This is a genomic window from Ramlibacter pallidus, assembly GCF_015070875.1.
Taxonomy (GTDB): Bacteria; Pseudomonadota; Gammaproteobacteria; order Burkholderiales; family Burkholderiaceae_C; genus Ramlibacter; species Ramlibacter pallidus.
Map to the genome: position 1 here is coordinate 16,385 of NZ_JADDIV010000004.1, position 20,945 is coordinate 37,329.

Below are 20,945 nucleotides of genomic sequence, written 5' to 3' on the forward strand. Positions count from 1 at the left end.
CGGTGAGCCTGTTCAAAGCCGCCTCCACCATCTCCGTCCTGACGCTGGCTTCGCGGGTCACCGGCCTCCTGCGTGAATTCCTCATCGCCGCGGCCTTCGGTGCCTCGGCCATGACCGACGCCTTCAACGTCGCGTTCCGCATCCCCAACCTGTTCCGCCGCCTGTTCGCCGAGGGGGCCTTCAGCCAGGCCTTCGTGCCGGCCCTGGCGCATTCCAAGGAGCGGGACGGCTTCGAGCCCACCAAGCGCCTGATCGACAGCGTGGCCACCATCCTGGCCTGGGCGCTGCTGCTCACCTGCGCGATCGGCGTGATCGCCGCGCCCGTGCTGGTCTGGGCGCTGGCCAGCGGCTTCCAGCGCGACCCGCGCCATTTCGAGATCGCGGTGCTGCTCACGCGCTTCATGTTCCCCTACATCGGGTTCATGTCGCTGGTGGCGCTGGCCGCCGGCATCCTGAACACCTGGAAGAAGTTCGCGGTCCCGGCCGCCACGCCGGTGCTGCTGAACGTCTGCGTCATCCTGGCGGCCTGGCTGCTGGCGCCTCGCCTGCAGGCGGCCGGCGTCGAGCCGATCTACGCGCTGGCGGTCGGCGTGATGGTGGGCGGCGCGCTGCAGCTGGGCGTGCAGATCCCCGCGTTGCGCAAGCTCGGCCTGCTGCCGCGGGTCGGCCTCGGCTGGAGCCGGCTGAAAGAGGCCTGGCACGACGAGGGCATGCGCAGCGTGCTGCGCACCATGGCGCCGGCGCTGCTGGGCGTGGGCGTGGCGCAGATCTCGCTGCTGATCAACACCCAGATCGCGTCCTGGCTGCCCGCCGGCAGCGTCAGCTGGCTGAGCTACGCGGACCGGTTGATGGAATTCCCCACCGCCATGCTGGGAGTGGCGCTCGGCGTCGTGCTGATGCCGCAGCTGGCCTCGGCCAAGGCCGCGGACGACCCGGATCGCTATTCCGCGATGCTCGACTGGGGCTTGCGCCTGGTGCTGCTCCTGAGCGTCCCCGCGGCCGTGGCCCTGCTGGTGTTCTCCGGGCCGCTCGTGGCCACGTTGTTCCACTACGGCGCCTTCACCGATGCCGACGTGCGCCAGGTCTCGCTGGCGCTGGCGGGCTACGGCGTCGGCCTGCTGGGACTGGTGGCGATCAAGGTGCTGGCACCCGGCTACTACGCGAGCCGCGACATGCGCACGCCGGTGCGCATCGCGATCGTGGTGCTGGTGCTCACGCAGCTGATGAACATCGCCTTCGTGCCCTGGCTGCAGCATGCGGGGCTGGCGCTGTCGATCGGTGTCGGCGCCTTGATCAACGCCACCTGGCTGCTGGTGGGACTGATGCGCCGCGGCAGCTACCGGCCCAGCCCGGGCTGGGGCCTCTTCGCCGTGCAGGTGCTCGCCGCAACGGCGCTGCTGGGGGTGTTCCTGACCTGGGGCGCGCACAGCTTCCCCTGGGTGCAGTGGCGGGCGCAGGGCTGGCTGCGCGCCGGTGCCATGGCCGGCATGCTGGCGGCGTCGGCTGCGATTTACTTCACCGCGCTGGCCCTGGCCGGCGTGAAGCTGCGTCAGTTTGTCACGCGTTGACCACGCGGGGAGCGAAGCTGCGGGCGTGCGGTTGACGCCGGCTGGCCCGTCCATTACAACGGCTGCATGACGTCGCTCCAATTCACTGCACCGACTCCGCTGGAATACTTCCGGATGCTGGTGCAGAGCGACGAGCATTTCCCGCTGCTCGAAGCGGCCGCCAGCGTCGCCCAGGACGAATACCCCGACCTCGACCTGCAGGTGGTGCTGGGCGACGTCGACCAGCTGCTGTCCCGCCTGAAGCGCCGCATCCCCGCGGACGCCGCGGCGCTGCAGCGCCTGCGCACGCTCAACCAGTTCTTCTTCCGCGACCTGAGCTTCGGCGGCAACGTCAACGACTACTGCGACCCCGACAACAGCTACCTGAACGTGGTGCTGCGCACCCGGCGCGGCATCCAGATCTCGCTGGCGGTGCTGTGGATCGAGCTGGCGCAGGGCATCGGACTGCACGCGCGCGGCGTCTGCTTCCCCGGCCACTTCATGGTCAAGGTCAACCTGCCCAAGGGGCAGGTGGTGATCGATCCGTTCACCGGGCAGTCGCTGTCGCGCGAGGAGCTGTCGGAGCGCCTGGAGCCGTACAAGCGGCGCAGCGGCCTGGTGGACGAATTCGAGGTGCCGCTGGGCCTCTACCTGCAGGCCGCGCCGCCGCGCGACATCCTCGCGCGCATGCTGCGCAACCTCAAGGAGATCCACCGCGCGCAGGAGGACTGGCAGCGGCTCATCGCCGTGCAGAACCGCCTGCTGGTGCTGCTGCCGGATGCCTGGGCGGAGTACCGCGACCGCGGCCTGGCGCATGCGGAGCAGGGCCACACCTCGCGGGCCGTCGAGGACCTGGAAACCTACCTGGTGCACGCGCAGGACGCGCTGGACATCGACGCCATCGCCGACCGGGTGGCCGACCTGCGCCGCGCCAAGCAGTGAGCGCCTAGGCGGTGCGCAGCGCCTGCTGACCCGGGTGCAGCGGCCGGGCGCCGAGCACGGGCACGCGGTGGGCGTTCAGCACCGGTTCGCGCCGGACCTCCGGCACCGTCACCGGCATCAGCACCGGCCGCATCCAGTCGATGATCGGCTTCCACTGGGCCATGTCGGTTTCGACCTTCTCGGGCGGCAGGTCGAACAGCGTCAACCCCCGTTCCAGGCTGCGCACGTAGTTCTGCGTCTCGCGCAGGACGCCGATCATGGGAACCTTGTGCTCGCCGGCCCAGGCGCGCAGCACGTCGCCGGCGCTGGTGCGGCCATCCACCCGCATGCCGACCGTGGCCAGGCGGCACTGGCCCTTGGCCACGCGGGGCAGCGTCGCCAGTTCCTGCAGGCAGGCCGCGGCCGATTCCCGGTCGAACACCGAGGGGCAGACCGGCAGCACGATCGCATCGGCGAACATCACGATGCGGGCCAGTTCGAAGCCATGCAGGCCGCCGGGCGTGTCCAGCACGACGTGCGTGATGCCGGTGGGCACGCGCAGCACGTTCTTCTGGTCGATGACCCAGGGGGCGATGGCGGGCAGGGAAGGGTCGCGGCGGCGCAGCCACCCGCGGCTGGACTGCTGGCGGTCGACGTCGCCGAGCATCACGGAGAGGCCCTCGCGGGCGCACCACGCGGCCATGTGGGCGGCGAAGGTGCTCTTGCCGCTCCCTCCCTTGCGGTTGACGACCGCGACGACGGGCATGCCATCCTCCCTGAGTGGAAGGACAGTGTGGCGGCTCCCGGCCGCCAAGTCCACCGGGCGGGCGACCGGCGTGCTGCGCCTTTTGTAGCGGCGCAACGCCGCCGCCGCTCGTCCCCCGGCGGCTGCCGCTCAGGCGACCGTGACCGCCGGTCCGGTGCCCCGGGCGCCGATGCGGCCGATCTCGTGGACCGACTCCCCGCCGGCCTGCAGGCTGGCGGCCACCGCCTTCGCTTCGTCCGGTGCCACGACCACCACCATGCCGATGCCGTTGTTGAAGGTGCGGTTCATCTCGTGGTCGTCGATGGCCGCCGTGGCCTGCAGCCAGGCGAACAGCTCGGTGCGCGGCCAGCTGCCCTGGCGCAGCTGCGCGGCCATGCCGTCCGGCAGCACCCGCGGGATGTTCTCCAGCAGGCCGCCACCGGTGATGTGGGCCAGCGCCCGGATGCCGGCGTGCTTTTCGAGGGCGGCGAGCACCGGCTTGACGTAGATCCGGGTCGGCGCCATGACCGCCTCGCGGAAGGGCTTTCCGTCCAGCGTGGCCGGCAGCTGGCTGCCCGCCCGTTCGATGCACTTGCGCACCAGCGAGAAGCCGTTGGAATGCACGCCGCTGGAGGCGAGCCCCAGGACCACGTCGCCTTCGCGCACGCCCTGGCCGGCCAGGATCTTCGACTTCTCCACCGCCCCGACGGCGAAGCCGGCCAGGTCGTACTCGCCCGCCGGGTACATGCCGGGCATCTCCGCCGTCTCGCCGCCGATCAGCGCGCAACCGGCCAGTTCGCAGCCGCGGGCGATGCCGCCCACCACCGCCGCGGCCGTGTCCACGTCCAGCTTGCCGCAGGCGAAGTAGTCCAGGAAGAACAGCGGTTCGGCGCCCTGGACCAGGACGTCGTTGACGCTCATGGCCACCAGGTCGATGCCGACCGTGTCGTGCATGTTCCACTCGAAGGCGAGCTTCAGCTTGGTGCCGACGCCGTCGGTGCCGCTCACCAGGACCGGCTCCTTGTAGCGCTTGGGCACCTCGAACAGCGCGCCGAAGCCGCCGATGCCGGCGAGCACGCCCTCGCGCATGGTCTTGCGGGCCAGCGGCTTGATGCGTTCGACCAGCGCGTCGCCCGCGTCGATGTCGACGCCGGCGTCCTTGTACGAGAGGGGAGTGGAGCTCATGGGGTGGGAGGGCAACGGTGAGGCGCGGCCCGATAGAATTTGCGGTTGATTTTACTTGCCGGCCGTTCCAGCGCCGGCGCCCATGAAGCAGCTCACGCTCGACATCGGCCTGGCGCGCGCGCCCAGCCTCACTTCCTTCCTCGCCGGCCCCAACGAGGCGGCGTGGAAGCACCTGCAGCTGTGGGCGGGCAGCCCCACGCGCTCGCCGGTGCCCACCTACCTGTGGGGCGCGGCGGGCAGCGGCAAGACGCACCTGCTGCGGGCGGTGCGCGAAAGCCTGCGGGAGCAGGGCGCCACCGCCGGCTGGCTCGACCCCTCCATGGCCGAGCCGCCCGAATACGACGAGCGCTGGGCGGTGGTGCTGATGGACGACGTGCATGCCTACAGCGCGGTCCAGCAGCATGCGGCCTTCGCCTGGTTCGTCCAGGCGCAGACCCTGCAACGCGGGGTGCTGGCGGCCGGCCTGCTGCCGCCGGCGGACCTGGCACTGCGCGAGGACCTGCGCACCCGCCTCGGCTGGGGCCACGTGTTCGAGCTGCACGTGCTGGGCGAGCCGGAGCGGCGCGCCGTGCTGCGCCAGGCGGCCGACGCCCGTGGCGTCTTCCTCGGCGACGACGTGATGGACTTCATCCTGCACCGCTTCTCGCGCGACCTCGGCAGCCTCATGCAGCTGCTGGAACACCTCGATGCCTATGCGCTGCAGACCCAGCGCGCCATCACCATCCCCCTGGTCAAGTCCATGCTGGAGAACGAGTGAGCTTCACGCGCCAACGCATCGCGCTGTTCGACCTGGACCACACGCTGCTGCCGATCGACTCCGACTATTCCTGGGGCGAATTCACCCAGCAAATCGGCTGGACCGACCCGGTGGAGTTCAAGCGGCGCAACGATGATTTCTATGCCCATTACGTGGCCGGCACGCTGGACGTGCACGACTACGTGCGCTTCGCGGTGGAGGCGCTGCGCCAGCGGGGCGAAGCGGCCTACCACGAGGCGCATGCGCGCTTCATGCGCGAGTGGATCCAGCCGAACCTGCGTCCGGCCGCCCTCGACCTGGTGCGCGGCCACCAGCGGCAGGGCGACGCGGTCGCGATCGTGACCGCGACCAACGAGCTGGTGACCCGCCCGATCGCCGCCGCCTTCGGCGTGCCGGAGCTGATTGCCGTGGAGCTGGAACGCGACGCCGGTGGCTGGATCACCGGCGAGATCGCCGGCGTGCCCTCGATGCGCGACGGCAAGGTGGTGCGCGTCACGCAGTGGCTCGCCGCCCGCGGCCTGGACTGGGCCGACGTGGAGACCACCTTCTATTCGGACTCGATGAACGACGTGCCGCTGCTCGAGCGCGTGGACCATCCGGTCGCCACCAATCCCGACCCCCGCCTGCGCGTCCTCGCCCTCGAGCGCGGCTGGCGCATACTCGACCTCTTCGGAAACCCATGATCAAAAAGTTCATCGACAAGCTGCTGGCCGGCCGTCCCCGGCCCAAGTTCGGCAAGCGGCAGGAAGTGGGACCCGAGGAGCATGCGATCGACCCGACGCTGGTCGACGAACGCGCGCTCAACGTGGTCCACACGCTCAAGGAAGCGGGCCACGAGGCCTACATCGTCGGCGGTGCCGTGCGCGACCTGCTCCTGGGCCTGCGGCCGAAGGACTTCGACGTCGCCACCAGCGCGACGCCGGAAGAGGTCAAGAGCCTGTTCCGGCGCGCTTTCATCATCGGCCGGCGCTTCCGCATCGTGCACGTGGTGTTCGGCCGCGGCCGCGAACACGAGGTGATCGAGGTCTCGACCTTCCGCGCCTACCTGGACGCCGCCGCCGCCGAGGCCGTGAGCGGCAACGAGCGCACCAGCAAGAGCGAACTCGCGGGCATGAAGCACGCGGTCGATGCCGCGGGCCGCGTGCTGCGCGACAACGTCTGGGGCCCGCAGGAGGAAGACGCCGCGCGGCGCGACTTCACCATCAACGCGATGTACTACGACCCGGAGCGCCGGATCGTGGTCGACTACCACGGCGGCATCGTCGACGCCAAGAAGCGGCTGCTGCGCATGATCGGCGACCCCGCCACGCGCTACCGCGAAGACCCGGTGCGCATCATCCGCGCCGTGCGTTTCGCCGCCAAGCTCGCGGCGCTCGGCTTCAAGTTCGAGGCCAAGACCAAGGCCCCGCTGCTGCCCAGCCTGTCGCTGCTGAACGAGGTGCCGCAAAGCCGCCTGTTCGACGAGATGCTCAAGCTGCTGCAGACGGGCCATTCGCTGGCCACCATCGAGCAGCTGAAGCAGCTGGGCATGGCGCGGGGCATCTATCCGCTGCTGGACCTCATCGTGGAACGGGCCGAACAGCCGTTCGTGCGCGCCGCGCTGCAGGACACCGACCGCCGCGTCGGCGAGAACAAGCCGGTCGCCCCCAGCTTCCTGCTGGCCTGCGTGCTCTGGTCCGACGTGCGCGACGGCTGGGCGCAGCGCCTCGGCCGCCGCATGCACCCGTTCCCGGCATTGCAGGAAGCGATCGACGAGGTGTTCGAGTCCCGCATCGGCGACATCTCCGGCCGCGGCAAGCTGGGTGCGGACATGCGCGAGATCTGGATGATGCAGCCGCGCTTCGAGAAGCGGACCGGCAACACGCCCTTCAGCCTGGTGGAGCAGCCGCGCTTCCGCGCCGCCTTCGACTTCATGCGCCTGCGCGCCGACGTCGGCGAGGTCGACGTGGTGCTGGCGGACTGGTGGCAGGAGTTCAGCCAGGCCAGCGACCAGGTGCGCGAGGACCTGGTGGCGCAGCTGCGCGATGAACTGCAGAAGAACCAGCGCCGCGTGCGCAGCGCGCGGCCCAAGCCGATCGGCGACGAAGCGGGCGAGGCCCGCGAACCTCGCGAGGCCCGCGAGCCGCGGGAGCCGCGCGAAGCCCGGCCGCCGCGTCCGCCGCGTGACGTGCAGGCCGCCGGGCCGGGTGAAGACGCACCGGCCGAAGCCGAGGTGGACGGCGCCATGGGCGATGCGCCGCGCAAGCGCCGGCGCCGGCGCCGCAAGTCGGCAGGGCAGGGCGGCGGCGGCGGCGAGGCGCCCGCGCAGGGCGGCGGCGATACCGGCGACTGAACCGCCATGCGCGAGGCGGTGCAGGCCTTCGTCGGCCTTGGCGCGAACCTCGGAGATCCCGGGCGGACGCTGACGCAGGCGCTGTCGGCGCTCGCGACCCTTCCCCGGACGCGGCTCGTCGCGCACTCGCGGCTCTACCGCAGTGCGCCCGTCGGCGCCGGCGGCCCCGACTTCCTGAACGCCGTCGCCGAACTCTCGACCCGGCTCACGGCCCCCGAACTGCTGACCGCGCTGCAGCAGCTGGAGCACGCCGCCGGACGCGAACGGCCGTACCGCAATGCGCCGCGCACGCTGGACCTCGACCTGTTGTTGTACGGCAGCGCGCGCATCGGGAGCGCCGCGCTGACCGTGCCGCATCCGCGCCTGCGCGAGCGGGCCTTCGTGCTGCTGCCCTTGCGCGAGCTGGCGCCGCACCTCGTCTCCGACGCAGACCTTGCCGCCGTGGCCGGCCAGCGCATCGCCCCATTACCTCCCACGTCATCGCCTTCATGAGGGGAACGCTGCACCATGCGTGCAGGTTCAACGAAAGAAGGAGAGCACCATGACAGACACCGGACTCATCGCCGTCGCTTGCGGTCTCATCATCGGCCTGGGCGCCATCGGCGCCTGCCTCGGCATCGGCGCCATGGGCGGGCGCTACCTCGATGGCGCGGTGCGCCAGCCCGAGATGATGGAACCGCTGCAGACGAAGATGTTCCTGCTGGCCGGCCTCATCGACGCCAACTTCCTGATCGGCGTGGGCGTGGCGATGATGTTCGTGTTCGCGAACCCCTTCGCGAAGTAAGCTCGGGGCCGATGCAAGGCCCCTTCCTCGAACCCCTGCGGCCCGGCGACGGGCCGTATTCGTTGCGCACGCTCACGCTGCCGCCGGCACGCGAGATCCTCGTGCTGGCGCCGCACCCGGACGACTTCGACGCGATCGCGCTCACGCTGCGGCACCTGCAGGCGCAGGGTCATGCCCTGCACGTCGCGGTGCTGACCCGCGGGACCGGCGGCGTGGAGACCGGCTTCGAAGGAGCGCGCGACGATGCGGAGAAGGCGGCCTTGCGCGAGGCCGAACAGCGCGAGAGCTGCGCGCTGTTCGGGCTGCCGCCGGACCGCCTGCAGTTCCTGCGCCTGTGGGAAGGGACCGACGGCGGCCACGCCCGGCTGCTCGCCTGGATGGCGGAGCGGAAGGCGGCGCACCTGCTGTTCCTGCCGCACGGCAACGACAGCAACCGAACGCACCGGCGCACGTTCGAGGCCGCGCGTGCCGTGGCCGCGGATCTCGGGCTGCATGCGTGGGCCTGCCTGAACCAGGATGCGAAGACGGTGGCGATGCGCGTCGACCTGTATCTCGGCTTCGGCGAGGAAGAGGCCGCGTGGAAGGCTCGCCTGCTGCGCTGCCACCGCTCGCAGCAGGAGCGCAACCTGCGCACGCGCGGCCAAGGCTTCGATGCCCGGGTGCTGGAAGTGAACCGGCAAGCCGCGCGTTCGCTGGCCATCGACGCGCCCTACGCCGAGGCGTTCGAGCTGCTGCCGGCCGCGCAGGGCTAGGTCACCGGCTTCAGAACCACCGCACGACGCCGGACTGCTCCGCGTTCTGCGGGTTCGAACCGGCGTCGCGCACGCGCTGCATCGCTTCGTTCGCCTCCAGGCCGAGCGCCTTCAGCACGCAGGCGGCCACCGTGCCGGTGCGCCCGATGCCGGCGGCGCAGTGCAGCAGCACGCGGTCGCCCTGGCGGACGCCCTGCGCGAGCGCTTCGACTTCGCGCCGGAAGCCCGCCGGATCGTCGGGCACGCCGAAGTTGCGCATCGGCAGCTGCAGCCACCGGAACGGCAGCCGGCCGCCCGCGACGGCGGCGTGGTATTCGGGCGAGAGCTCCTGCATCTCGGGGCGCGGCGTGAGGCACACGACCACCGACAGTTCGCACCCCTGGGCCTGCTGCTGGAAGCTGCCCCAGGACGTGAAGCGTCCCGGCATGGGGCCGAGCCAGAGCTGGCCGGGCAGGTCGGAAGGCAGGCGGACGCGACGAAGGGACATGCCGCCATTGTGGCGGCATGTCCCTCGCGGTGGCGCCTCGCGTCAGCGGGGCAGCGGGTACCAGAAGGCCGGGCTGCGGGAAATCTCCACGCCGCGCGGCGCCAGGGCCCACAGCTCGAGCACGGAGATCGTGCTGCCCTGCGCGTACTGGTTCACGCCGGTGGCGTTGTCGCAGTGGGTGTCACCGACGCTGAGGGTGGTGCAGGTGATCAGCGCCTTGCGGGCGGACTGGGGCACCGTCACCCGGTCGTCGAAGGCCGGTCCGCGCAGCGGGCCGGAGCCGTCGGGGTCGGGCCCGCGGCCGTACACGGAGATGCTGGTGGGGGCCGCCGCGCCGGCGGGAACCGTCCAGAAGTCACCGCCGCCGGCGACGCTCAGGTCCGCCGTGTTGGGTGCCGACGCGCTGGGCGGGCCGAACAGGGCGACCCCGTAGGTCGACGTGTCGGCGCGGATCTCGTCCTTCGCCTGCGGGGTCAGGTCGGCCATCGGCATGAGCGCGGCTTCCGCCAGCGTCGGCGCGCGGGAGATCGTGCGGTGGTGCTGGACCACGTTGGCCTGCGCGGCGTCGGCATGGAAGAACTCCAGCTTCCAGGTGCCTTGCTCCGGCACGGCCTTGATGCGGTCCTCGGTGTAGGCCGGCGCGGCCCAGTTGAACCCCGTCTCGAAGTCGGAGGGCGCGCCCGGCTGCGAGGCCGACTTGAAGCGGCCCGCCAGCATCAGCACGCTGGAGTTGGACAGGCTGCCGTCCCCCCGCACCGCGGCCAGCTCCGTGCGGCCGGCCAGCGGCTTGAAGGTGAACTTCTCGCCGTTGGGCGCGGTGACCTCGACCTTGCTGAACACGGGCGTGCCGGACACGACCTGGTTGGCGATCCACACGTTGTAGCCGACCCCGAGGTAGCTGGCCTGCGCCTGGTTCAGGAACTCGCGGTCCACCACCCACGGCCGCACGCGGGCGTTGTAGGCGTACTGGTTGCCGACCAGCTTCAGCGTGCCGCCGGCAGTGCGGGCGACCAGGGTGTCGTGCGTGACGGCGCCGGCGGCGTCGCGGCTGCGGTAGCTGAAGACGACGTCGGCCTCGGCGTTGTTGCGCAGGAATTCCAGCTGGCCGTTGTCGAACACCACGCCCGTCGCGCCGCGGCGGAACAGGCCCGCGAAGGCGCCGTTGTTGTTCGCATCGCGCCCCACGCGGAAACCGTTGTTCAGGAAGTTGGCAGGGTCGTCACCCACGAACAGCGTGCGGCAGGCCGGGGCGACGACGTCGGCGGCGGTCCCGGTGACGTTGGTGGAGCTGGAGGTCGCGCCGTTCACGCGCTGCTCGAGCGGCACCGCATAGCACGCGGTCAGGCGCGTGGTCAGGTCCGCGATCATCTGCGCGATGCCCACCGGGGGCAGGGTGCCGGGCGCGATGTCCGGCAGCGGCGCGGGCAGCTCGCCGTTGCTCGTGAACGGCAGCGTCACGGGATCGTCGCTCGCCACGCGCACGGCGATCTCGATGTTGGAGAAGGTCCCGGAAGGCCGGATGCTGACGCTCAGCGAGTCCAGCACGCGGTCGTGGCCGGTGCCGTCCGCGCTGAAGGTGCCCGTCAACGGGTCCACCGGGTTGCCCACGGCGTCCACCAGGGGCTGGAGGACGGCGACCAGCTCCTCGACTTCCTTCGCCAGGCGCTCGGGGGTGACCTGCGAAGGGTCGGTGCGCAGGCTGCGCGGGTCGCCGTCGGGCGACAGCCGCGCGGCGATCACCGTCGTGAGCGGCGTGATGTTCAGGCGGGTGCTGCGCGTTTCGGCGAAGGTGCTCACCAGCGTCACGTCGTCGCGCACGGCTTCCAGCACCAGAGGGGCCGGTGTGTCGGCCGGGATGGTGAAGGTGTAGCTCCCGTCGGCGCCGACGTCCGCGGTCTGCACCGCACGGCCGTTTCGGTCGTAGAGGGTGACGACCGCGCCGGCGAACGGCGCACCGGTGGCCGCGATGCCGGCGATGTCGGCCTTTTCGGGTGCCGGCGGCGTGTCGCCGCCCCCGCCTCCGCCCCCGCATGCGGCCAGCGCGCATGCGAGGAACGCTGTTCCAAGCAACCTGCAGATCATGATGAGCCCCTTTCGAATGGACGTCCGTGGTGGACGCGGCGGACGATAGGCGGGCCTGCGCGCCGGGACGTCCGCAATCGGGATGACATCGCCGCCAGGCGGAGCGCGGATGCTGCGGAAGGTGGAGGGCGCCTCACCGGAAGGACGGATGGGGCGAACCTCCGGTGCGGCACGGCGCGATCAGTCCCGCAGCGCGCCCACCAGCGGGGGCAGCCGCGCGATCATGTCCAGGAGTTCGGCGATGCTCGCGGCGCCCGTCTTGTCGCGGATGCGCGCGATGTGCGTGCGCACCGTCGAAAGCGCCACCCCCTGCCGCTGGGCGATCGTGCCCGGGCGCAGGCCGGTGGACAGCGCCAGCAGCACCGCGGCTTCCGCCTGCGTCAGGCCGTACCAGCGCGCGAAGCCGTCGGCCGAAAGCGTTTCGCACGCGGCGCTCTTGCCCAGGACGACAAGCGACAGGGGGCCGGCGCCCCCTCCGGCCATCGGCACCACGGCGAGCATCCACCGGCGCTCGCCGTGCTGGAAGGTGAGCATGCGGCGCAGGCCCTGGTCGCGGCTCGCGGCGAGTGCCGCCGCCAGCAGGGCGTCGTCCTCCGCGCTGCGCGCGTACAGGTGGCCGCCCGCCAGCCGCAGCGGGTGGCCGCCGGCGAGCTCGCGGCGTGCCGCGTGGTTCAGGTGCGCGACCGAGAAGGCGGAAGACAGAAGGATGACGCCGTAGTCGATCTCGTCGAGCACCCGCGTGATGCAGTGGGCCAGCGGCGCCGGGTCCGCCGTGTCGGGCGCGTCGGGGAATGCGGGGTGCGGGTAGCGCCGCGATCCGGGTGCGGCCGGAGGGGAGAAGAGGGTGCCGTCCACTGCCTTGCCTTCGTTGTTTCGGGTGGCGCAAGGCTAGGCGAGGCAGGCCGCGCGCGGCTCGTCCAGGCGCACGAACAGCGCCGGGCCGGACGGCGGGCCGGCCATCGGCCGGGAGGCGGGCGCGCACTCATACGAACGGCCGATGCCGCGCACTTGCCGTTCGTGGACCGCGCCGGGAGAATGCCCCCGAACAACGGAAGTCCGCATGAAACTGCTCCTGGTCGACGACCATGCCCTGTTCCGCACCGGCATGGACCTCCTGCTGCACCACCTGCATCCGGAGATGGACGTCCTCCACGCCTCCTCCGTCGTCGAAGCGCTGGCCACGATCCGCCGCGAGCCGGCCATCGACCTCGTCCTGCTCGATCTCCACATGCCGGGCATGACCGGCCTCGACGCGCTGCTCCACATGCGGCAGCACGAGACGCCGCCCATCGTGGTGCTGTCCGGCAGCGAGGACCTGCAGGTCGTGTGGAAGGCCATCGACGCCGGCGCCATGGGCTTCATCCAGAAGCAATCGGATGCCGAGACGCTGCGTGCGGCGCTGAGCGTCGTCCTGAACGGCGGCATCACCATCCCGCAGGTCTGCCTGACGGAGACGGGGCGGCGGGCGGCGCACGCGCGCGACCTCACGCCGAAGCAGCGCATGCAGGAGCTCGGCGTGTCCGAGCGGCAGATGCAGGTTCTGGCGAAACTCGCCTACGGCAAGCCGAACAAGGTGATCGCGCGCGAGCTGGGGATCAGCGAAGCCACCGTCAAGACGCACCTGTCGGCCGTCTTCGACGCCCTGAAGGTCAGCAACCGCACGCAGGCGGTTTTCGCGCTGGCGCGGCTGGAGATCGGCCCGCAGGAGCTCGAGGCTTGAGCGGCGGCGCCGCCGCCGCCGGCGTCCCGCCCGAGGCCGACGTCCCGCTGCTGCGCGAGCGCGTGCGCCTGCTCGCCGAACAGTCGTCCGGCGCCGCGGTGTCCACCTTCGTCGGCGCCATCCTGATTGGCGTCGTCCTTGCCTCCGAGGCGTCGCGCTGGCAGGTGGCGATCTGGATCGCGGCGTACCTCGGGCCGGCGATCCTGCGCATCCGCTTCAGCCGCCGCGTGCTGCGCAACGAGGTCGCGCCCGATGCCGCGGCATTGCGGCGCTACCTGCACTTCGCGCTGTTCAACGGCGCCTGGACCGGCGCGCTGCCGCTCGCCTTCTTCGCCGCGCTGTCGGTGGAAGCGCGCGCCGCGCTCACCGTGATGTCGCTGCTGTCGCTCACCGCCGGGGCCGCGACCTTCGCCTCGTACCGCACCGGCTACCTGTGCGTGCTCGCGCTGGCGCTGCCGCCCCTGGTCTTCGACTGGGCGGTGCTGGGCGACGGCCCGTCCTGGGTGGTCGTCGTCACGCTGGTCGTGTTCGGCGGCCTGATGGTCAGGCTGTCCCGCCACCTGGGCGAGGTCTTCGAGCGTTCCGTGGAGATCCGCTTCGAGCGCGAACGCGTGGTGGAGCAGCTGCGCCGCGAGAAGGCGCACACCGAGCTCGCGCGCCAGAAGGCGGAAGAAGCCAGCCGCGCGAAGTCGCGTTTCCTCGCCAGCGCCAGCCACGACCTGCGCCAGCCGGTGCACGCGCTGGGCCTCTTCAGCAGCGTGCTCGGCGCCACCGCGCAGACGCAGCAGCACCGCACGATCGCCAGCAACATCGCCGCGGTCAGCGACATCCTCAAGAAGCTGCTGGACAACCTGCTCGACATCTCCCGCCTCGACGCCGGCATCGTGTCGGTGGCGGTGCAGCCCGTGGCCGTCAAGCCTTTCGTCGAACGGCTCGCCGCCGAGACGGCGGGCGTGGTCTCCAACCGCCCGATCGAGGTGATGGCCACGGCGGCCGACGTTTCCGCCGTGTTCGATCCGGTGCACGTCGAACGCTGCCTGCGCAACCTGCTGGACAACGCCTGCAAGTTCACGGTGCAGGGCTGCATCACCCTCGGGGCGGCGCGCGAGCACGACCGCCTCGTGTTCAGCGTCTCCGACACGGGGCAGGGCATTCCGGCGGAGCAGCTCGGGCTGGTCTTCGAGGAGTTCTACCAGGTCGGCAACACCGAGCGCGACCAGAGCAAGGGCCTCGGCCTCGGCCTGTCCATCGTGGCGCGGCTCGCCGCCCTGATGGGCGGCGAAGTGCACTTGCAGTCGACGCCCGGGCAGGGCAGCACGTTCGCCCTGAGCCTGCCGTTCACGGCCGCGGACGAGGTCGGCGTGGCGGGCGAGGAGCAGCTTCCGGGCAGTGTCGACCTGCAGGGGCGGCGGGTGCTGGTCATCGACGACGAGGCGCTGGTGCGCGCCTCCATGCGCGAACAGCTGCGCGCCTGGGGCGCCGAGGTCGACGAGGCCGACGGCCTGGTGCAGGCCCAGGGCGTGCTGGCGCAGCAGGCGGAGGGCGAATGCCAGCTGTGCCTGTGCGACCTGCGGCTGCGCGACGGGGAGGACGGCATCCGCACCGCGCAGGCGCTGCGCGTGGCGCATCGCGGGCTGCCTGTCATCCTCATCACTGGGGACACGGCGCCGGCCCGGATCGAGCAGGCTGCGCGATCGGGCCTGCCGCTGCTGCACAAGCCCGTGCGCCCGGCCGTCCTGGCACGGGAGATCGGGGTTGCATTGAGGAGGTGAGCATGTCCGGGTCGATCTCGCAGCCGTTTTCCGACTGGTTCGAGGAACAGGGCGTTCGCGGCCAGGACCCCGTCCATGTCGACGCCGTCGTGATCGGTTCGGGCTACGGCGGCGCGGTGGCCGCGCTGCGCCTGGCCGAGGAGGGACGCTCCGTGCTCGTGCTCGAACGCGGCTCCGAGTTCCTCCCCGGCGACTTCCCGAACGACTTCGGGCAACTGCCGAAGTTCGTCCGCGCCAACGGCTTCGACGGCACGATGGGCAGCGTGGGTGGCCTCTTCGATTTCCGCATCGGCCAGGGCATGGTCTCGCTGGTGGCCAACGGCCTCGGCGGCGGCAGCCTGATCAACGCGGGCGTGATGATGCGGCCCGACGCCGACGTGTTCGCCCAGCCCGGATGGCCGGCGGAGATCCGCCATGGCCTGGACGACCGCCTGTGCACCCCGGGCGGCGAGCGGCTGGGCCTGCGCGCGGCCTTCGCCCGGGCCCAGGGCATGCTGCAGGGGGAGATCTTCCGCGACCCGCCCGCGCCGGGCGGTGGGCCGCCACCCGCTTTCTCCGTGCTGCCCAAGGCCGAGACCCTGCACCGCATCGGCGGCGCGATGCAGCGCGGCACCGCGGACGTGCGCGGCAAGCCGGACCGGGAGGTGGACTTCCGCGCCCGGCGCGCCCGCCTCACCATCGCCATGGACAAGTGCCGGCATTGCGGCGACTGCTTCACCGGCTGCAACGTCGACGGGGCGAAGAAGACGCTCACCACGAACTACCTGGCGGATGCGCGGGCGCGCGGCGCGGCCCTGGTGACGTCCGCCTTCGTCTACGCGATCGTGCCGGTCCTGGCCAAGGGGAAGGACGAGGTGAAGGAGTGGATGCTGAGCGTCCTGCCCGCGGAGAAGGAACGCCACGCGCTGCGCCGCAGCCAGGCCGTCTTCGGCGAAGGGCGCAAGCTGCGGGCCCGCCTCGTGGTGGTCGCGGCCGGAACCTTCGGCAGCACGGAACTGCTGGCGCGGTCGCGGCAGATCCATTCCTTCTTCTCCCTGTCGCCGGCGCTGGGCACGCGCCTGAGCGGCAACGGCGACAGCCTCAGCGTGCTGGCGGACCGGCGCGAGCCCGTGCACGGCGTCGGCGCCGGCGCATCGCCGTCCGCGGCCCCCGTGGGCCCGACCATCACGTCCGTCCTCGACCTGCGCGGACGCCGCGAGATCGACCAGCGGGTGGTGGTGCAGGATGGGGCGGCGCCCGGCGCGCTGGCGGGCGTGTACCGCGAGTTGCTCGCCACCGCGTGGAGCCTGCGCTTCCTCGCGCGGGCGCCGCGGGCGAACGCAGGGGCGGAGCCGCTGGCGGCCACGCGCAAGCTGTCCGAACACACCCAGATGCTCCTCGTGATGGGCCACGACGGTTCGCGCGGCCGGCTGGTGTGGCTGCCCGAGATGGACGGCGTGGTGCCGTACTGGGAACACCCCGAACGCGAGCCGACGTTCCGGCGCCAGCAGCAGCTGTTCGACGCCGCGCAGGACGGCGACGGCGTGCACCTGCACCCCCCGACCTGGCAGATGATCCGCCCCGACCTGTCGGCCGCGGCGGATGGCGAGCTGCCGCCGGCGACGCTGATGAGCGTGCACCCGCTGGGCGGCTGCCCGATGGGTGACCGCTTCGAGGACGGCGTGGTCGACCACGCGGGCCGCGTCTGGCGCGCACCGAACCGGCATTGGGACAACCTCTACGTCCTGGACGGCTCCATCGTCCCCACCTCGCTCGGCTGCAATCCGCTCTGGACGATCACCGCGCTGGCGGAGCGCGCGATGGCGTACCGCCGCCGCGGCGGCGCCTTGAAGATCCCCGCCCCGGGTGCCCGCCCCGCAGGGGGGACCCGCAGGCCGCAGGCGGTCGCGCGCGCTTTCGAGGCGCCCATGCGCATCGACCTGATCGAGCGGCTCGAGGCGAAGAGCCTGCGTTTGCGCGGACGCCTGCGCGCGGCCCTCGGCGTCGACGAAGTGGAGAGCGACCTCGCGCTGTCCATCGGGTCGGCGGACTGGTCCGCGGTGTGGGATGCCCCGGGGCACCGCATGGAAGCGATCGAGGGGACGCTGCGCCTGGTCGAAAAGACGGCCCGGAAGCCTCGCCGCCTGGCGTACGCGGTGGACGGCGGCCACGTCGAACTGTTCAGCCGCGACCCGCGTTTCGCGAACTTGCGGCGCGTCCTGCGCCTGCTGCCGGTGGCACTCACGTGGCTGGTCCTGCGCGGCTGGCGCGATTGGCGCGAGGCCAGGCGCCGGCCGGGCGAGACGTCGCTGTCGTGGAAGGCCGGCGTCCTGGTCGCGTGGCTGGCGACCGAGGTTCGCTACGTCCGCTACGACCTGCACCTCGCGCCGGTGGGCAGGGCGAAAGGGGCGCCCGCCGACCTGTGGCTGCGGGGCACGAAGAAGATCACCTACGCCGCTTCGTGGACCGAGATCGCCTGCCACGCGTGGCAGCGTCTCACGGGTGCCCGGCGCGCCGGCGTCCCGGTGCGTCCCGGCGACTTGCGCGCGAGCCTGCTGGACCAGCTGACCTGCCCCGACCTGCGCCTGGACACGCGGCGCCGGCCGGCGTGGTGGCCGCGCGCCTGCAGCGACGCCGCCGGCCGCTTCGACTTCGACCTGCAGCAGGCGCTGCAGCGCACGCCGCTGCGCGTCCTCGGCGGCGGCGACAGCACCTCGGCCGCCTTCTCCGCGTTCGCCTATCCGGCTTTCGTCGCGCGCTACCTGCTGCAGTCCCGCCTGCTGGAGTTCCGCCTGCCGACGTACTCGGACGACCCCGCGCGCGACACCGCCTCCGACCTCGATGTCGGGCTGCGCGTGGCCCCGGGCCGGCCCCTGCTGCAGCCGGCCGAGTTCGTGCTGCGCGTGCCGGCGGGTCTCTCTTCCAGCGACGACGGCACCGAGCGCCCCGCGCGCGACCGGCTGCAACTGCGCCTGTGGCGCTATGCGCGGCCCGGCGGGGCGCCGGACTGCCAGCAGGGCAGCTGGTGCGGCCAGCCGGTGCGGCGCGCGAAGTCCGTGCTGCTCACGCACGCCTTCGACATGTCGGGCCTCTCCTTCACCTTCAAGACCACGCAGCGCAACCTGGCGGAACACTTCTACGCCCAGGGCTGGGAGGTCTGGATCCTCGACTCGCGCATGAGCTCGCGCACGCTCGCCGGGATCGAGCCCTGCACGGTGGACCAGCTGGGCCTCATCGACGCGCCCGCCGCGGTCGACTTCATGCTGCGCACCCTCGACAAGGAACTCGCCGTGCATGGCGCGGCGCCGCTGCAGGTCTACGGCTTCGGGCAATGCATGGGTGCTGCCTCCTTCCTGATCGGGCTGCTGGGCGGAAAGCTCTCGCACGGCATCCCGGCCGCGGCGGCGTTCGCCGACGCCCGCGGCGACCTCCCCCTCATGCCGAAGCTGGCCGGCCTGGTGACGTCGCAGACCCATCCCTTCATCGTGGGCTCGCGCGCCGCGCAATCGAAGATGTGGGTGCCGGCCTTCGTGCGCGACCTCGCGGGGCGGACGATGCTGCCGCTGGGCGTGCGCGGTCCGGTGGCTTCCGTCGTGGAGTCCCTGGCGGACCGGCTGTTCGCGGCACTGCCGGTGCCGGACGGGGAGCGCTGTCCCGAAGAGGGCCGGGCCCACCACGCCGACGACGACTGCGCGACCTGCCGCCGCATCCGCTTCCTGCTGGGCGGCATGTACCTCCACCGCAACCTGAACCTGGCGACGCACCGCGAACTGCCGCGGTTCTTCGGCGCGGGCAGCATCCGGCTGTTCGCGCAGGGCGCGAAGTTCTTCCGCTACGAGCGCCTGTGCTCGGAAGACGGCTTCAACGTCTTCGCGACCGACGATGCGATGCGGCGCCACCTGGCCATGCCCGTGCGCTTCGTGCACGGTGCCCACAACGACCTGTTCGACGCGGAAAGCGCGCGGCGCTCGGCCGATGAATACGCACGGTTGCATCCGGGCTGGGCGCAGCGCTACGGCGTGGGCGGCACCGGCCGGGTGTGCGACATCCTCGAAGACTACGGCCACGTCGACGTGCTGCTCGGCGAGCACGCGGGGGTGCGCCGGCCCGGCGAGGCTGCGTGCGCCTACGAACGCATGGCGGCATTGCTGGAGGCGGAATGGGCCATGCCGCATGCGCACCCGCTGCCGCCCCCGGCGGTGCCGCCGGCGCAGATCCGCGTGCACTTCCCGAAGTCGGGGCCCTTCCTCGGCCCGCTGCTGGACGTGGGGGGCAAGCGCACGGCCGGCATCTCCTTCGTCGTGGACGACATGGAGGCAGTCCCCCACGGCGCGGTCGCGCTGGTGCAGGAGTGGGACCGTCCCGCCACCGCGCGGGCCGTGCCGCTCGCGATCCGCAGCATGCCCGTGGCCGTCCCCGCGCGCGACGGGAGCTACCAGGTGCCGGCGCGCGACCCGCTGGTCGGCGTGCGCGTCGCCCACGGGCGCATCGACGTGTCCGGCTTCACGCCGGGGCGGCACCTGCTGGTGAAGTGCTTCGCGTACGCCTTCGACGGGCCGGCGCTGGCCCTGCCGCCGGTGGCCGTGCTGGAGCAGGCGGTGGCGGCGGCCGAACAGTGGGAGCGCGACCGGCGTGCCGAGTCCGAGCGCCCCTTCCCGCCGACGCTGTCGCAGCGCCTGCGCTTCCCGCGCCACCGCTTCACCATGAAGGCCAGGCTGTCGCGGCACGTGCTCGCGCAGCCGCAGCCGGGCGATCCCGTGCGCGTCGCACTCGGGTGTTGCCGCTACCCCGGGTTCCCTTTCGAGCGCGAGCGCGCGGACGAAGCCCTGTTCCGGCTGGAGCAACTCGTGCGCGGCCGGCGCGGGCCGGCACGGCCGGAGCTGCTGTTCATGCTCGGGGACCAGATCTATGCCGACCGCACCGCGGGACTGGTCGATGCACTGAGTCCGGTGGAGCGCTTCCTGTTCCGCCACCAGGAGGCGTTCACGACCCGCGCCGCGCGCCGCCTGTTCTCCAGCGTGCCCACCCTCTGCGTGCCGGACGACCACGAGTTCGTGGACGCCTACCCGCTCGGGCGGCCGCTGCTGCGGCGCGCGTCGCCGCGCACGCGGGCCGAGAAGCGGCAGGCCCGCCGCCGCGAACGGGCGGCGCGCGTCTTCGCGGCCGAGACCCTGTCCGCCTACCAGCTGGCCCAGCTGCCCGATACCGCGCGGCGGTTCGGCTACTGCGAGGTCGAACGCGGGGGCGTGCGCTTCTTCGTCCTCGATACGCGCACCTGGCGCCGCCGGCAGCGCAACGGCGAAGTCCGCACGCTGCACTGGATGGCGCGGCACGCCTTCGCACGTTGGGTGCAGCGGTGCGCCGCCGACGGCGTCCTCGCTTGCCTGGTGACGGGCAGCGTCGTCGCGCCGGGCCTGCACCCCGGCGCCGACCCGGCCAACGCGGGCCCGCAGGACACGATGCAGGCCGCACCGGCGGAGCGCGCATGGCTGCTCGGCCAGCTGGCCCAATGGGTGCCGGGGCGTTTCGTCCTGGTCTCGGGCGATTACCACGTCAGCTTCGCCGGGGAGATCTGCCTGGCGGGCCGGCGCATCGGCGCGGCGATCGTGGCGCCACCGCTGCACGCGCCGCTGGTGTACGCCAACGCGAGGCCGGAAGACCTCTTCCTGCCGGAGCCGGTCCCCACCCCAGCGGGCTTGCTGAGCGTGCAGGCGCTGCCTGGCGCGCCCCCGCGCGACGGGTCCGGCTACGGCGCGCTGGAGTTCGTCCCCGTCGGCACCGGCTGGGAGGTGCGTTTCGGCGGCGAACTCATCGACCTGGAGCAGGGCACCGGCTGGCAGCAGGTGCAATGGCCGGCGATTACCTTGCCGTAGCGGGGCCCG

General features: G+C 72.1%; 16 protein-coding genes. 11 read left to right on the forward strand and 5 right to left on the reverse strand.

Features of this window, described 5'->3' with window-relative positions:
• The first annotated feature begins 2 nt into the window (after positions 1-2).
• Positions 3-1,568, forward strand: a complete 1,566-nt coding sequence (gene murJ, locus IM787_RS13190) for a murein biosynthesis integral membrane protein MurJ (protein WP_193677150.1) — start codon at positions 3-5, stop codon at positions 1,566-1,568.
• Positions 1,569-1,634: 66 nt separating this feature from the next.
• Positions 1,635-2,489 carry a SirB1 family protein gene (locus tag IM787_RS13195; protein ID WP_193677151.1) on the forward strand — a complete coding sequence of 285 codons (855 nt, stop codon included), beginning with the start codon at positions 1,635-1,637 and terminating at the stop codon, positions 2,487-2,489.
• Between the two features lie 4 nt (positions 2,490-2,493).
• On the opposite strand, the gene IM787_RS13200 is transcribed toward IM787_RS13195, so the two are convergent.
• Positions 2,494-3,234, reverse strand: coding sequence for a nucleotide-binding protein (locus IM787_RS13200; RefSeq protein ID WP_193677152.1), 741 nt, complete (start codon positions 3,232-3,234; stop codon positions 2,494-2,496).
• A gap of 129 nt (positions 3,235-3,363) precedes the next feature.
• The gene (gene purM / locus IM787_RS13205; protein ID WP_193677153.1) at positions 3,364-4,398 is read right to left on the reverse strand and encodes a phosphoribosylformylglycinamidine cyclo-ligase; all 1,035 of its coding nucleotides are present in this window, start codon (positions 4,396-4,398) and stop codon (positions 3,364-3,366) included.
• Positions 4,399-4,480: 82 nt separating this feature from the next.
• On the opposite strand from purM, the gene hda reads away from it, so the two are divergent.
• Genes hda through IM787_RS13235 form a run of 6 tightly spaced genes read left to right on the forward strand, consistent with a single transcriptional unit; the run spans position 4,481 to position 9,023 of the window.
• Complete coding sequence (hda, locus tag IM787_RS13210; RefSeq protein ID WP_193677154.1) at positions 4,481-5,155, forward strand: DnaA regulatory inactivator Hda; 675 nt, start codon at positions 4,481-4,483, stop codon at positions 5,153-5,155.
• Entirely contained in the window at positions 5,152-5,838 is a 687-nt protein-coding gene (locus tag IM787_RS13215; RefSeq protein ID WP_354004409.1) for an HAD family hydrolase, read from the forward strand. The genes hda and IM787_RS13215 overlap by 4 nt, the downstream gene beginning before the upstream one ends.
• Positions 5,835-7,487, forward strand: coding sequence for a polynucleotide adenylyltransferase PcnB (gene pcnB, locus IM787_RS13220; protein ID WP_193677155.1), 1,653 nt, complete (start codon positions 5,835-5,837; stop codon positions 7,485-7,487). The genes IM787_RS13215 and pcnB overlap by 4 nt, the downstream gene beginning before the upstream one ends.
• A gap of 6 nt (positions 7,488-7,493) precedes the next feature.
• Positions 7,494-7,979 (forward strand): 2-amino-4-hydroxy-6-hydroxymethyldihydropteridine diphosphokinase, encoded by a 486-nt coding sequence (gene folK / locus IM787_RS13225; protein WP_193677156.1) that lies wholly within the window; start codon positions 7,494-7,496, stop codon positions 7,977-7,979.
• A 49-nt stretch (positions 7,980-8,028) separates the two neighbouring features.
• Positions 8,029-8,271 carry a F0F1 ATP synthase subunit C gene (gene atpE, locus IM787_RS13230; protein WP_193677157.1) on the forward strand — a complete coding sequence of 81 codons (243 nt, stop codon included), beginning with the start codon at positions 8,029-8,031 and terminating at the stop codon, positions 8,269-8,271.
• An 11-nt stretch (positions 8,272-8,282) separates the two neighbouring features.
• Complete coding sequence (locus IM787_RS13235) at positions 8,283-9,023, forward strand: PIG-L deacetylase family protein (protein WP_193677158.1); 741 nt, start codon at positions 8,283-8,285, stop codon at positions 9,021-9,023.
• Between the two features lie 10 nt (positions 9,024-9,033).
• Here the strand turns inward: IM787_RS13235 and IM787_RS13240 are convergent, their stop codons facing one another.
• From IM787_RS13240 to IM787_RS21780, 3 genes are all read right to left on the reverse strand, one after another.
• The gene (locus tag IM787_RS13240; protein ID WP_193677159.1) at positions 9,034-9,510 is read right to left on the reverse strand and encodes a protein-tyrosine phosphatase family protein; all 477 of its coding nucleotides are present in this window, start codon (positions 9,508-9,510) and stop codon (positions 9,034-9,036) included.
• A 42-nt stretch (positions 9,511-9,552) separates the two neighbouring features.
• Entirely contained in the window at positions 9,553-11,592 is a 2,040-nt protein-coding gene (locus IM787_RS13245) for a carboxypeptidase regulatory-like domain-containing protein (protein ID WP_193677160.1), read from the reverse strand.
• 180 nt (positions 11,593-11,772) lie between these two features.
• Positions 11,773-12,447, reverse strand: a complete 675-nt coding sequence (locus IM787_RS21780; RefSeq protein ID WP_193677161.1) for a helix-turn-helix transcriptional regulator — start codon at positions 12,445-12,447, stop codon at positions 11,773-11,775.
• A 205-nt stretch (positions 12,448-12,652) separates the two neighbouring features.
• Between IM787_RS21780 and IM787_RS13255 the strand changes: the two genes are divergently transcribed.
• The 3 genes from IM787_RS13255 to IM787_RS13265 are packed head-to-tail and all read left to right on the forward strand — an operon-like array spanning position 12,653 to position 20,936.
• Positions 12,653-13,312 carry a response regulator gene (locus IM787_RS13255; RefSeq protein ID WP_193677162.1) on the forward strand — a complete coding sequence of 220 codons (660 nt, stop codon included), beginning with the start codon at positions 12,653-12,655 and terminating at the stop codon, positions 13,310-13,312.
• Positions 13,309-15,084, forward strand: a complete 1,776-nt coding sequence (locus tag IM787_RS13260; RefSeq protein ID WP_193677163.1) for an ATP-binding protein — start codon at positions 13,309-13,311, stop codon at positions 15,082-15,084. Before IM787_RS13255 ends, IM787_RS13260 begins: the two co-directional genes overlap by 4 nt.
• Positions 15,085-15,086: 2 nt before the next feature.
• Positions 15,087-20,936: a GMC oxidoreductase gene (locus IM787_RS13265; RefSeq protein WP_193677164.1), complete on the forward strand. Its 5,850-nt coding sequence runs from the start codon at positions 15,087-15,089 to the stop codon at positions 20,934-20,936.
• Positions 20,937-20,945 lie beyond the last annotated feature (9 nt).

Bases quoted from the DNA above. Each gene is read 5' to 3' on its own strand.
- IM787_RS13195 (WP_193677151.1), top strand. From the start codon at position 1,635: ATGACGTCGCTCCAATTCACTGCACCGACTCCGCTGGAATACTTCCGG.
- IM787_RS13200 (WP_193677152.1), bottom strand. From the start codon at position 3,234: ATGCCCGTCGTCGCGGTCGTCAACCGCAAGGGAGGGAGCGGCAAGAGC.
- purM (WP_193677153.1), bottom strand. From the start codon at position 4,398: ATGAGCTCCACTCCCCTCTCGTACAAGGACGCCGGCGTCGACATCGAC.
- hda (WP_193677154.1), top strand. From the start codon at position 4,481: ATGAAGCAGCTCACGCTCGACATCGGCCTGGCGCGCGCGCCCAGCCTC.
- pcnB (WP_193677155.1), top strand. From the start codon at position 5,835: ATGATCAAAAAGTTCATCGACAAGCTGCTGGCCGGCCGTCCCCGGCCC.
- folK (WP_193677156.1), top strand. From the start codon at position 7,494: ATGCGCGAGGCGGTGCAGGCCTTCGTCGGCCTTGGCGCGAACCTCGGA.
- atpE (WP_193677157.1), top strand. From the start codon at position 8,029: ATGACAGACACCGGACTCATCGCCGTCGCTTGCGGTCTCATCATCGGC.
- IM787_RS13235 (WP_193677158.1), top strand. From the start codon at position 8,283: ATGCAAGGCCCCTTCCTCGAACCCCTGCGGCCCGGCGACGGGCCGTAT.
- IM787_RS13240 (WP_193677159.1), bottom strand. From the start codon at position 9,510: ATGTCCCTTCGTCGCGTCCGCCTGCCTTCCGACCTGCCCGGCCAGCTC.
- IM787_RS13245 (WP_193677160.1), bottom strand. From the start codon at position 11,592: ATGATCTGCAGGTTGCTTGGAACAGCGTTCCTCGCATGCGCGCTGGCC.
- IM787_RS13255 (WP_193677162.1), top strand. From the start codon at position 12,653: ATGAAACTGCTCCTGGTCGACGACCATGCCCTGTTCCGCACCGGCATG.
- IM787_RS13265 (WP_193677164.1), top strand. From the start codon at position 15,087: ATGTCCGGGTCGATCTCGCAGCCGTTTTCCGACTGGTTCGAGGAACAG.